Source organism: Anaerobium acetethylicum (assembly GCF_900096945.1).
Taxonomy (GTDB): Bacteria; Bacillota; Clostridia; order Lachnospirales; family Lachnospiraceae; genus Anaerobium; species Anaerobium acetethylicum.
Map to the genome: position 1 here is coordinate 225,977 of NZ_FMKA01000004.1, position 12,829 is coordinate 238,805.

At 37.7% G+C, this 12,829-nt stretch carries 9 protein-coding genes and 1 tRNA gene; all 10 read left to right on the plus strand.

The window, feature by feature from the left end:
* Positions 1-486 precede the first annotated feature (486 nt).
* Positions 487-1,833: a chromosomal replication initiator protein DnaA gene (gene dnaA / locus BJR36_RS06275; RefSeq protein ID WP_091231675.1), complete on the plus strand. Its 1,347-nt coding sequence runs from the start codon at positions 487-489 to the stop codon at positions 1,831-1,833.
* A 341-nt stretch (positions 1,834-2,174) separates the two neighbouring features.
* Positions 2,175-3,287: a DNA polymerase III subunit beta gene (dnaN, locus tag BJR36_RS06280; RefSeq protein WP_091231679.1), complete on the plus strand. Its 1,113-nt coding sequence runs from the start codon at positions 2,175-2,177 to the stop codon at positions 3,285-3,287.
* A 14-nt stretch (positions 3,288-3,301) separates the two neighbouring features.
* A complete protein-coding gene (locus tag BJR36_RS06285) occupies positions 3,302-3,511 on the plus strand; it encodes an RNA-binding S4 domain-containing protein (protein ID WP_091231682.1) in 210 nt (69 codons plus the stop codon).
* A 22-nt stretch (positions 3,512-3,533) separates the two neighbouring features.
* The gene (gene recF / locus BJR36_RS06290; RefSeq protein ID WP_091231684.1) at positions 3,534-4,628 is read left to right on the plus strand and encodes a DNA replication/repair protein RecF; all 1,095 of its coding nucleotides are present in this window, start codon (positions 3,534-3,536) and stop codon (positions 4,626-4,628) included.
* Between the two features lie 19 nt (positions 4,629-4,647).
* Positions 4,648-6,564: a DNA topoisomerase (ATP-hydrolyzing) subunit B gene (gyrB, locus tag BJR36_RS06295; RefSeq protein WP_091231688.1), complete on the plus strand. Its 1,917-nt coding sequence runs from the start codon at positions 4,648-4,650 to the stop codon at positions 6,562-6,564.
* A 119-nt stretch (positions 6,565-6,683) separates the two neighbouring features.
* Positions 6,684-9,194 carry a DNA gyrase subunit A gene (gyrA, locus tag BJR36_RS06300; RefSeq protein WP_091231691.1) on the plus strand — a complete coding sequence of 837 codons (2,511 nt, stop codon included), beginning with the start codon at positions 6,684-6,686 and terminating at the stop codon, positions 9,192-9,194.
* 532 nt (positions 9,195-9,726) lie between these two features.
* On the plus strand, positions 9,727-10,572 hold the full coding sequence (locus BJR36_RS06305; protein ID WP_091231695.1) for a fumarate hydratase: 846 nt from the start codon (positions 9,727-9,729) through the stop codon (positions 10,570-10,572).
* Positions 10,573-10,616: 44 nt separating this feature from the next.
* On the plus strand, positions 10,617-11,168 hold the full coding sequence (locus tag BJR36_RS06310; RefSeq protein WP_091231698.1) for a Fe-S-containing hydro-lyase: 552 nt from the start codon (positions 10,617-10,619) through the stop codon (positions 11,166-11,168).
* A gap of 193 nt (positions 11,169-11,361) precedes the next feature.
* The gene (locus BJR36_RS06315; protein WP_091231701.1) at positions 11,362-12,075 is read left to right on the plus strand and encodes a lysophospholipid acyltransferase family protein; all 714 of its coding nucleotides are present in this window, start codon (positions 11,362-11,364) and stop codon (positions 12,073-12,075) included.
* Positions 12,076-12,377: 302 nt separating this feature from the next.
* Positions 12,378-12,466 (plus strand) — tRNA-Ser (locus tag BJR36_RS06320).
* Positions 12,467-12,829 lie beyond the last annotated feature (363 nt).

A 12,829-nucleotide genomic window follows, 5' to 3' on the forward strand; every position in this document is an offset into this window, starting at 1 on the left:
ATTCATTTTAACGCCGCCAAGAATACATTTCCTGGCTATAAAAAAAAATTTATTCTGGTAATTTTTATCCCGCGACGAAAGTCGCGGGGTTTTTTGGAGAAATTTTGGGGCTTTTTTTGATTTTCAACACCTTTATTTTATTAACAGGTGATTTACATAATGTTATCCACATTTTGTGCATAACTTGTGTATAACTTTTTAAAAACGTGTGTAAAACTTTTTTCTATGTTCAAAAAACCTTTATTTTTTCTGGCTTTCAGGATGTGAATATAGTTATCAAGATATTCACACTGTCTGAATTTTCATTCCATTTTCATGTTAATTTAATGTTTATATGATGTCAATAACTATATTTTTCCACATGCAAAAAAAATATGCCATTGAAAATTTAAAACTTATAGTTTAATATAAGATAGAATCATTTTAATGAAAATTATTATAAAATGGAATTAGTATAACATTATGCAAGTTAGGGAGATTTTTAACATGGATTTAATATTGGAAAAATGGGATGAGATTCTCGAGACACTCAGAAAAGAGCATGAACTTTCTGATGTTTCCTTTAAAACGTGGCTTCAGCCACTGAAAGTACATGCCGTTCAAAACGACACCGTCACTGTTTTAGTTCCGACAGAACAAATGGGACTTAATTATATAAGTAAAAAATATATGCTTCCGCTAAAGGTTGCAATATCAGAAGTTACCGGCCAGGATTATGAAATAGAACTGATCCTCCCCGAGCAGACAAAAACAAAAGAAGTAAAGAGCCTCAAACCTCAGATCAACGAAAATATCGAGAAAGCAAATTTAAATCCAAAATACACATTTGAAACTTTCGTAGTCGGCAGCAACAACAGTTTTGCAAATGCCGCCTCTTTAGCTGTTGCAGAATCTCCCGGTGAGGTATACAATCCTTTATTCCTTTATGGAGGGGTTGGTCTTGGAAAAACGCATTTGATGCATTCTATTGCTCATTTCATTTTAGAAAAGAATCCGCAAACCAAGGTTTTATATGTTACTTCAGAATATTTTACCAATGAATTGATTGAGGCGATCAGGAACGGAAACAACACCGCAATGGCTAAATTCCGTGAAAAATACAGAAACATCGATGTTCTTCTGATCGATGACGTTCAGTTCATTATAGGAAAAGAAAGTACCCAGGAGGAATTTTTCCATACTTTCAATGATCTGCACGGCGCTAAGAAGCAGATCATACTTTCATCAGATAAACCTCCTAAAGATATGGAAACTTTAGAAGCCCGGCTCCGTTCTCGTTTTGAGTGGGGTCTTATTGCCGATATCCAATCTCCTGATTACGAGACAAGAATGGCCATTCTCAGGAAAAAAGAGGAGCTGGACGGATACAACATCGACGATGAAGTCATTAAATATATTGCAACAAACATAAAATCCAATATCCGTGAACTTGAGGGCGCTCTCAATAAACTCATTGCTTATGCGAACCTCGAAAAAAGGGAAATCAATGTTGAACTTGCGGAAAAAGCACTCCAGGATATCATTTCACCTGACGCACCAAAGGAAATCACTGCAGAGCTCATTATCCAGACAGTTGCAGATCACTTCAATATTTCTACAACGGATATCTCTTCTCAGAAGAGAAACCAGGAAATCGTTTATCCAAGGCAGATTGCAATGTATTTATGCCGTAAGATGACTGACACTCCGCTGAAATCAATCGGTAATCTGCTTGGAAAAAGGGACCATACGACAATCATCCACGGAGCTGACAAAATCGCATCTGATATTTTAACGAATGAATCTACAAAAAATGTAATAGAAATCATCAAGAAAAAAATCAGTCCTAACTGACAGCCATGATTACGTCCTTTTTTGGCTGAAAGATCTGAGTTATTCACCTGGAGTGCCGATTTTAAAAGGATTATGAACAAATCATAGTGGTTATACACATTTTTATGTTTATAACCCGTCCAAATTGTGTTTATATCTCTTGTCGTGCACCAGCCTCTGTGAATAACTCAAAACTTATCCTTTGATTCAAGGTCGCTTTTTAACATACTTATCATTTCCCTAAAACCTTATTTTACATGGCTTTGAGGCACTTATTCACTTAATCACACCCCCTATTAATAATACTACTAATTTCTTTTCAATTTTTATACACGCAGATCCAGAAAGGAGTTATTCACAACATGAAAATCGTATGCAGCAAATCCAATTTACTCCAAGGGGTAAATATCGTATCAAAAGCAGTTCCATCAAAAACCACAATGTCTATATTAGAATGTATTTTAATCGACGCCACATCAAATGAGATCAAACTGATTGCCAATGACATGGAACTGGGTATTGAAACAATCATCGAAGGTGACATTGAAGACAGAGGAATTATCGCAATAGATGCAAAGATCTTTTCTGAGATTGTAAGAAAACTGCCTGATAACGAAGTAACGATCGAAGTTGATGATAATTTTAAAACCATCATCAGCTGTGAAAAATCAAAATTCAACATTGCCGGAAAATCAGGAGAAGACTTTTCTTATCTCCCTTATATAGAAAAAAACTATTTTATATCGGTTTCACAGTTTGCCTTGAAGGAAACAATCAGGCAGACAATCTTTTCAACTGCGATGAATGATAATAACAAACTGATGACAGGTGAGTTATTTGAAATAAATAGCAATACTTTAAAAATGGTTTCTCTTGACGGACACAGAATTTCGATCAGAAAAATAGAACTGAAAGATCACTATGATCAAAAGAAGGTCGTTGTTCCAGGAAAGACCCTTGTGGAACTGAGTAAAATTTTATCTGGTGAGATGGATGATATGGTAAATATGTTCTTTACTGAAAACCATATCGTATTCGAGTTCGATAAAACTACAGTTGTATCAAGGCTTATCGAAGGTGAATATTTTAAAATCGATCAGATGCTTTCAAGTGATTATGAAACCAAAGTCAAAATCAATAAAAAAGAGTTCCTGAACTGTATCGACAGAGCAACACTTCTGGTGAAAGAAGGCGATAAAAAGCCAATCATCATAAACATAACTGATGGAAATATGGAACTTAAGATAAATTCAGCATTGGGCTCAATGAATGAGAACATTGATATTGAAAAAATTGGAAAAGACATTATAATAGGGTTTAACCCTAAGTTCCTGATCGATGCATTACGCGTTATAGACGAAGAGGAAATAAACATCTATCTTGTCAATTCAAAAGCACCATGCTTTATCAGGGATGATGAAGAAAAATATATTTATTTGATATTACCTGTTAACTTTAATGCAATTAACAACTAAAAAGGGGATTTCGTATGGAAACCATAAAATTAAGAGATGAGTACATAAAACTGGGACAGGCATTAAAGGCTGCAGGTATGGTTGGTTCAGGAGTAGATGCAAAATTTGTAATTACTGACGGATTGGTAAAAGTAAACGGAGCTGTCGAATATCAGAGAGGCAAAAAGCTCTATGACGGTGACGTTGTTTCTTACAACGGAGAGGAAGTCAGAATCATAAAATAACCGGGATGATAGTTGGTGTGAAATGATTATAGAATCTATTGAACTTAAAAATTTCAGGAATTACGAAAAACTTCAAATGGAGTTTGATAGTGAGACAAATATTTTATATGGTGATAATGCCCAGGGAAAGACAAATATCCTGGAGGCTGTTTATCTAAGTGGTACGACAAAATCACACAAGGGATCAAAAGACCGGGATGTAATAAATTTCAAACATGAAGAATCGCATATCCGAACCATGGTAAGAAAAAATGGCATATCTTATCGCATCGATATGCATTTGAAAAAAAACAAAACAAAGGGCATTGCTGTCAATGGGATACCAATCAAAAAAGCTGGTGATCTTTTTGGCATAGTGAATATTGTGTTTTTTTCGCCAGAGGATTTGAATATAATTAAGAATGGTCCTTCGGAGAGAAGAAGATTTATTGACATGGAGTTGTGTCAGCTTGATAAAGTATATATGCATGACCTGACGAATTATAATAAAATCATTGGCCAGAGAAACAAGCTGTTGAAGGATATTGGATATGGATCGGGTGACGGAGCTCTTTTGGACACGCTTTCCATGTGGGACATGCAGCTTTGCAGCTATGGTTCTAAAATCATACAGCGTAGAAAAGTATTTATCAGACAGCTAAATGAGATTATTCATGACATACATAAAAAACTGACCGGGGAAAAGGAAGAGATAGAGCTGATCTACGAACCGGATTCTGACGAAAATATGCTGCATGAAAAATTGGAAAAAAACAGAGACAGGGATATAAAAATGAAAATGACCTCCGCAGGCCCTCACAGGGATGACTTGTGTTTTAAAGTCAACGGAGTGGACATCCGCAGATTTGGATCCCAGGGACAGCAGAGGACTTCGGCTTTATCACTAAAATTATCAGAAATAGAACTTGTAAAAAAAACAATTCATGACACACCGGTGTTGTTGCTGGACGATGTACTGTCAGAGCTTGACAGCCACAGGCAGAATTATCTGTTGAACAGCATTCAAAATATTCAGACGCTAATAACCTGTACCGGTCTTGATGAGTTTATAAATAATAGATTCCATATCAACAAAATTTACAAAGTAGTTGAGGGCAGTGTCTTCAGCGAAAATTAAGAAATACAGGAGGATACAAATGAGTAATGACTACGGCGCAAATCAAATACAGATTCTGGAAGGGCTTGAAGCAGTAAGAAAAAGACCCGGAATGTATATTGGCAGCACTTCTTCAAAAGGTCTCCATCATCTGGTTTATGAAATTGTAGATAATGCAATAGACGAAGCTTTGGCAGGGTATTGCGACACTATAGAAATCACGATAAACAAGGATAATTCAATAACTGTAACAGATAACGGACGTGGAATTCCTGTTGGAATGCATGAAAAGGCAGGAATCCCGGCAGTTGAAGTTGTATTTACGATCCTTCATGCCGGCGGAAAATTCGGTGGTGGGGGATATAAGGTTTCCGGCGGCCTTCACGGCGTTGGAGCTTCTGTCGTGAATGCACTCTCAACCTGGCTTGAGGTAAGTATTAGAAAAGATGGAAAAGTATACCACCAGAGATACGAAAGAGGAAAAGTAGTCAAAAAGCTTGAAATAATCGATACGTGTGATGAGGAACTGACAGGAACAAGAGTCGACTTCTTACCGGATAAGACCATATTTGAAGAGACCGTATATGATTATGAGGTTCTGAAACAGAGACTCCGTGAAATGGCTTTCCTGACCAGAAATCTTAAAATCGTGCTCAGGGATGACAGGCCCGAAGAACCTGTTGAAAAAGCATTCCATTACGAAGGCGGAATCAAAGAGTTCGTAGCATATTTGAACAAAAGTAAAACTGAACTTTACAAAGATATTATTTACTGTGAAGGCCAGAAAGATAATGTATATGTCGAAGTTGCAATGCAGCATAATGACTCCTATACAGAGAGTGCTTACAGTTTTGTTAATAATATAACAACACCTGAGGGCGGAACCCATCTTGCAGGCTTCAAAAATGCATTAACAAAGACATTCAATGATTATTCGAGAAAAAACAAACTGTTAAAAGACAGCGAAACAAATCTTTCAGGAGAAGACATCCGAGAAGGACTTACTGCGATTATCAGCATCAAGATTGAGGATCCCCAGTTTGAAGGCCAGACAAAACAGAAGCTTGGAAACAGTGAAGCACGTTCTGCCGTAGACAGCATAGTAAGCGAACAGCTTACCTACTTCCTGGAGCAGAATCCGACAGTTGCAAAAATGATCTGCGAAAAGTCGATTATGGCACAGCGGGCAAGAGACGCTGCAAGAAAAGCAAGGGATCTGACAAGAAGAAAGAGTGCTCTTGAAACTATGGCACTTCCTGGAAAACTTGCGGATTGTTCAGACAAAGATCCTAAAAACTGTGAAATCTACATAGTCGAAGGTGATTCGGCAGGCGGATCGGCAAAGACTGCACGTTCAAGAAATACCCAGGCCATACTTCCGCTTAGAGGAAAAATTCTTAACGTTGAGAAAGCAAGACTTGACAGAATATATGGGAATGCAGAAATTAAGGCAATGATTACAGCTTTTGGAACAGGAATACATGATGATTTTGACATTTCAAAATTAAGATACCACAAAATCATTATTATGACAGATGCCGATGTCGATGGAGCCCATATCAGTACGCTTCTTCTGACATTCCTGTACAGGTTCATGCCCGAACTGATCAAACAGGGATATGTATATCTTGCGCAGCCTCCACTTTATAAAGTCGAGAAGAACAAAAAAGCATGGTATGCATACAGCGATGATGAACTGAACACCATCCTTCTTGAAATCGGCAGGGATACCAATAATAAAATCCAGCGTTATAAAGGTCTTGGAGAAATGGATGCCGAGCAGCTCTGGGATACAACCATGGATCCTGAAAAAAGAATCCTTCTCAGAGTGACAATGGACGAAGAGGCTTCTTCAGAAGTAGACCTGACTTTCACGACACTTATGGGTGATAAGGTTGAGCCAAGAAGAGAATTCATTGAAGCCAATGCTAAATATGTTAAAAATTTAGATATATAGACAGATCAGGCACAGCAGGATACTGCTGTGTCCTGGTTCGTTCTGAATAAATACATGCAGCTTAGGATACTGGCTTCATTTTCCGCTGCGCAACTAAATAAATCTGGAGGAAAAAAATAATGGATGAAAACATCTTTGATAAAATTCATGACGTTGACCTGAAAAAAACCATGGAAACTTCGTATATTGATTATGCCATGAGTGTTATTGCAGCCCGTGCCCTTCCTGATGTCAGGGATGGCCTTAAGCCGGTTCAAAGAAGAATTTTATTTTCAATGATAGAGTTAAATAATGGTCCTGACAAACCGCATCGTAAATGTGCGCGTATTGTCGGTGATACAATGGGTAAGTATCATCCTCATGGTGACAGTTCCATTTACGGTGCAATGGTTAACCTGGCCCAGGAATGGTCAACAAGATATCCGTTGGTAGACGGACATGGAAACTTTGGTTCAGTCGATGGTGACGGTGCTGCGGCCATGCGTTACACCGAAGCAAGATTAAGCAAGATATCAATGGAAATGACTGCGGATCTGAATAAGGATACGGTTGATTTTGCACCTAACTTTGATGAAACAGAAAGAGAACCGATGGTTCTTCCATCAAGATACCCGAATCTTCTTGTAAACGGAACTACCGGTATAGCAGTAGGTATGGCGACCAACATACCTCCCCACAACTTAAGGGAAGTAATCAATGCAGTAGTTAAAATCATAGACAACCAGGTTCTTGAGAATCGCGGAACAGATATAGAGGAACTGCTGGAAATCGTAAAAGGACCTGACTTTCCTACAGGGGCAACAATTTTAGGAACACATGGAATTGATGAAGCATACAGGACAGGCAGGGGAAAAATCCGTGTCCGTGCTGTCACTGACATTGAGCCTATGCAGAATGGAAAAAACAGGATTGTAGTAACTGAACTTCCATATATGGTAAATAAGGCAAGGCTGATTGAAAAAATAGCCGAGCTTGTAAAAGATAAAAAGATCGATGGAATTACAGATCTTCGTGACGAGTCCGACCGCTCCGGAATGAGAATTTCAATCGAACTCAGAAGAGATGTAAATGCAAATGTCATATTGAATCAGCTTTATAAACATACCCAGCTTCAGGATACCTTTGGCGTAATCATGCTGGCTCTCGTAAATAATGAACCGAAAGTACTCAATATTCTTGAAATGCTCAACCACTACCTCTTACATCAGAAAGAGGTTGTTACAAGAAGGACAAAATATGAATTAAACAAAGCTGAAGAAAGAGCACACATTTTACAGGGGTTGATCATCGCACTTGATAACATCGATGAAGTGATCAGCATAATCCGTTCATCCCAGAACACGACGATAGCGAAAGAGCGATTGATAGAAAGATTCCAGCTTTCTGATGTACAGGCTCAGGCAATCGTAGACATGAGGCTGCGTGCTCTTACCGGTCTGGAAAGAGAAAAACTGGAAAAAGAATATGCGGAATTAATGGAAAAAATAGCAGAATTAAAAGCTATTCTCGGAGATGAAAAGAAACTGCTTGCAGTAATCAAAGAAGAAATCATGATTATCGGTGAAAAATACGGAGATGAAAGAAGGACTGTAATCGGATTCGATGAGTACGATATATCGATGGAAGACCTGATTCCTGTAGAGGATACGGTAATAGCCATGACAAATCTTGGATATATAAAGAGAATGACAGTAGATAATTTCAAGAGCCAGCACAGAGGCGGCAAGGGAATCAAGGGAATGCAGACCATCGAAGAAGATTATATCGAAGATCTTCTGATGACTACATCTCACCACTACATCATGTTCTTTACCAATAAGGGAAAAGTATACCGACTGAAAGCCTATGAAATTCCGGAATCAGGAAGAACTGCAAGAGGAACGGCAATCATCAACCTTCTTCAGCTTACTCCTGGTGAAAAAATAACAGCGGTCATACCAATCAAGGAATACAAGGAAGGCCGTTATCTGTTCATGGCTACAAAGAACGGTATTGTCAAGAAGACTTCGATCATGGAATATCAGAATGTAAGAAAGACAGGTCTTCAGGCAATTACCCTCAGGGAAGAAGATGACTTGATTGAAGTTAAGACTACAAATGACAAGAAGGAAATTATCCTTGTAACAAAACACGGATACTGCATCAGATTCGACGAAAATGACGTAAGATGTACAGGAAGAAGTTCCATGGGCGTAATCGGAATGAATCTTGTACCGGGCGATCAGATCGTCGGAATGCAGCTTGATACACAGGGAGATTCTCTGCTGATCGTTTCTGAAAAAGGAATGGGTAAGAGAACCTATTTAGAAGAATTCACAAAACAGCACAGAGGCGGCAAGGGTGTAAAATGCTATAAAATCACCGAAAAGACAGGAAATGTAGTAGGTGTCAAGGCTGTTGATGACAACCATGAAATCATGATCATCACAACAGAAGGAATAGTCATAAGGCTTATGGTAAAAGATATTTCAACTTTAGGAAGAATAACTTCAGGCGTAATCCTGATCAATATGGATACCCAGAACGATATTACAGTTGCAAGTATTGCAAAGGTAAGGGAACAATCCAATGTTACGGAAGAAGATATGCTGAAAAAGCTGGAAGAAGAACGTGCAAAAGAAGAAAATTAGTAAATAATAGTAAAAACCAAAAAAATCAAAAAAAAATCCCCTGCCGTTTAAGGTTATCCTTAAACGGCAGGGGATTTTCAGAAGCATAAAAGCGTGCAAATTTATCTTGATTTAACATTTATAATAACATATCATGATGTAGGGGGCAAAAGGTATTGTGCCCCCTAATACCTACGGATTGTTCCGCACTTTGTGCTCCCACAATCCTAAAAACATTCGAAATTAGCCCTGTTCGGGCTGTTTTCTCATGTTTTGCGGGTCCCAAAGTAATGTTGTTTCATGCAAGCATGAAACACATGACCTTTTGACCCTGGTATCATATCATTAAATATAAAGGTAACTATTCAGGACTACGTCCTTCATAGTCACATATGAGGCACACAAATTGCAAAATCAGCAATTTGGCGCACGAATGTCTCGGGTTTTTATGCAAAATCAGCATAAAAACACCTTGCAAGACAGGGGTTCTGAACAGTTACATATAAAGTCAGCAAATGTCTGTATTAGGATAACAAATATTGGAGGGAAAAATATGATTCGTAAAATCAGCGCAGATGAAATAACAAAAAACGTTAAAGAAATGTGTATCGAAGCAAACTATACACTTTCATCAGATATGGATGAAACAATGAGGAACATAGGGAAAAAGGAAAGCTCTCCTCTTGGAAAGCAGATTTTAGCCCAGCTCACTGAAAATCTTGATATAGCTCAGAACGACAACATTCCAATCTGTCAGGATACAGGAATGGCAATCATATTTTTGAAAATTGGACAGGATGTACATATTGAAGGTGCAGGAATAGAGGATGCTGTAAATGAAGGTGTACGTCAAGGGTATAAAGAAGGATATCTTAGAAAATCAGTTGTAGGTGATCCAATATACAGGGAAAACACAAAAGACAATACTCCGGCCGTCATCCATTATGAAATCGTTCCGGGTGACAAAATTGAAATAACAGTTGCGCCAAAAGGATTCGGCAGCGAAAACATGAGCCGCGTATTCATGCTTAAGCCGTCAGACGGGATAGAAGGGGTTAAAGAAGCTGTTCTTACAGCAGTCAAAGATGCGGGCCCGAACGCATGCCCGCCTATGGTGGTAGGAGTAGGTATAGGAGGAAGTTTTGAAAAATGCGCTCTTATGGCGAAAAAAGCCCTTACAAGAAATATTAAAACTCGTTCGGAAATTCCATATGTGAGGGAATTGGAAAATGAGCTTCTTGAAAAAATAAACAATTCAGGAATAGGTCCGGGAGGACTGGGCGGAAATATCACAGCACTCGCTGTAAACGTAGATACATATCCGACTCATATAGCAGGGCTTCCAGTCGGAATCAATATCTGCTGTCACGTAAACCGACACTCAGTAAGGACTATTTAACGGATTTTGATCATAAGATATGCATAGGCAGAAAGGAAAATCATATGGATAAATATATAAAGGCTCCAATCAGCAATGAAGAAGCAAAAAGTTTAAGGTCAGGCGACTATGTCTATATAACAGGTAAAATATATACGGCAAGAGATGCCGCCCATAAAAGAATGTATGAAGCTTTGGAGAGAGGCGAAAGCCTGCCGATCGACATGAAAAACAATATCATTTATTATATGGGACCTTCACCTGCAAGGGAAGGACGGGCAATCGGATCAGCTGGACCTACCACCAGCAGCCGTATGGATAAGTATGCCCCAAGTTTACTGGATTTGGGATTGAAAGGAATGATAGGAAAAGGAAAAAGGTTAAATACTGTAAAAGAGGCAATCGTACGAAATGGGGCAGTCTATTTTGCAGCAGTAGGCGGAGCAGGAGCTCTTTTATCAAAATGCATAATCAAATCCACAGTAATCGCCTATGAAGATCTTGGAACTGAGGCAATCCGTGAGCTGGAAGTAGTTGATTTTCCGGTTATTGTAGTAATTGATTCAGAAGGAAATAATTTATATGAAACAGCGATTGAAAAATATAAAGTTGAATAATGTCAGGATAAAGTTAGAAATTTGTAATAAACTGTGTTCCAGTTATGCTATATTAGCTTAGTATGCCGTTAATAGGCAGATCAGACTATTTCTAAAAATTATATTTGTCTGCTGGCATTTCTGGTCAGTAAAATATATCCAGGTAGTGAAAATAATAAAAAACTCAGCAATTACGGAGGAAGTGTACTTTAGAATGAAAAGAATCCTATTTATGATATTTAAATATATTTATATAGTACCCTGTTGGTTTGTAAAAATATGTTTGTATGGAAAGTCTGACAAATATTCAGAAGAAGAGAGATTTTTACTTTTGAAAAAAATAACAACAAGAATCAATAAAGGAGGAAGGGTAATAATTGAATCCTTTGGGATGGAAAACATACCAAAGGAAAAAGGATATGTCATATTTCCTAACCACCAGGGATTATTTGATGTACTTGCATTTTTACAAATCCATCCGGATCCATTTTCAATCATCATGAAAAAAGAAGTATCGGAGATCATTCTGATCAAACAGGTTTTGAGATTATTAAAAGGCCAGGCAATAGACAGGGAAGATGTCAGGCAGTCCATGAAAGTAATCCTAAAAATGACTGAAGAAGTAAAATCGGGCAGAAATTATCTGATTTTTGCGGAAGGAACACGCTCAAGGGATAAAAATAATCTTCTTCCTTTTAAGGGAGGAAGCTTCAAAAGCGCTATGAATGCAAAGTGCCCGATTCTACCAGTGGCATTGATTGACTCATATAAAGCATTTGATACAAATTCAATAAAAGAAGTCAGATTACAGATCCATTATCTGAAACCATTATATTATGAGGATTATAAAGATCTAAAATCTACAGAAATTGCAAACCTGGTCAGAGACAGGATCGATATCGTTATTAAAGAAAATGAAAACTTATGAACCAATTACCAGGAATAATCTATTTTTCATCTTACAGGATATAATTTCCTGTAAGATGAAAAATAGATGGTAACTATTCAGGACGATGTCCTTTATAAGAAGGTTTGAATAAAATAATATTTATTATTCAAATCAGAAAAAACAGAATGAAGATATTATATAGATAATATAGGTATTTCCAGTAAAAACTGCTTAAATTTGAGCAATATAAAAAATTTACAAAAATCAATTGACAAATACATAAGTGTTTAGTATAATTACTTTTGCGTCAAGGAATGCACAACATAATAAGTTTTAAATCTGGAGAAATACTCAAGTGGCTGAAGAGGCGCCCCTGCTAAGGGTGTAGGTCGTTTATAGCGGCGCGAGGGTTCAAATCCCTCTTTCTCCGTTCTTTTCAATTTGAAAAGAGATAATCGTTTGACATGAAAAAGTGTTGACAAAGACGATTGCAGATGGTATGATGTAAATCCACTCGGGTAAACAAAAACGAGCTGGAAAATAAATAATAAAAAGTGTTGACAAAGACAACTGCTTGTGATAAGATATCATAGTTGCCGGTCACACAGACAACACAGAACATTGATAACTGAACAGTGAAACAACCTTGAAAATTCAAAACCAGACAAAGTCTGGAAAAGAGATTTCATGATCGGTCTGGACTTAGTATCCGGCCAATCAAAGAACAGTGTCGAGAGACACGACCTAAAAAACAGTAAAATATGACCGAGTAGCATCGGCATATACGGAAAAA

What these genes read in the sequence shown, in the direction of transcription:
- BJR36_RS06305 (WP_091231695.1), top strand. Translation starts at nt 9,727, where the DNA reads ATGATTCGTAAAATCAGCGCAGATGAAATAACAAAAAACGTTAAAGAA.
- gyrA (WP_091231691.1), top strand. Translation starts at nt 6,684, where the DNA reads ATGGATGAAAACATCTTTGATAAAATTCATGACGTTGACCTGAAAAAA.
- dnaN (WP_091231679.1), top strand. Translation starts at nt 2,175, where the DNA reads ATGAAAATCGTATGCAGCAAATCCAATTTACTCCAAGGGGTAAATATC.
- BJR36_RS06315 (WP_091231701.1), top strand. Translation starts at nt 11,362, where the DNA reads ATGAAAAGAATCCTATTTATGATATTTAAATATATTTATATAGTACCC.
- BJR36_RS06310 (WP_091231698.1), top strand. Translation starts at nt 10,617, where the DNA reads ATGGATAAATATATAAAGGCTCCAATCAGCAATGAAGAAGCAAAAAGT.
- BJR36_RS06285 (WP_091231682.1), top strand. Translation starts at nt 3,302, where the DNA reads ATGGAAACCATAAAATTAAGAGATGAGTACATAAAACTGGGACAGGCA.
- gyrB (WP_091231688.1), top strand. Translation starts at nt 4,648, where the DNA reads ATGAGTAATGACTACGGCGCAAATCAAATACAGATTCTGGAAGGGCTT.
- dnaA (WP_091231675.1), top strand. Translation starts at nt 487, where the DNA reads ATGGATTTAATATTGGAAAAATGGGATGAGATTCTCGAGACACTCAGA.
- recF (WP_091231684.1), top strand. Translation starts at nt 3,534, where the DNA reads ATGATTATAGAATCTATTGAACTTAAAAATTTCAGGAATTACGAAAAA.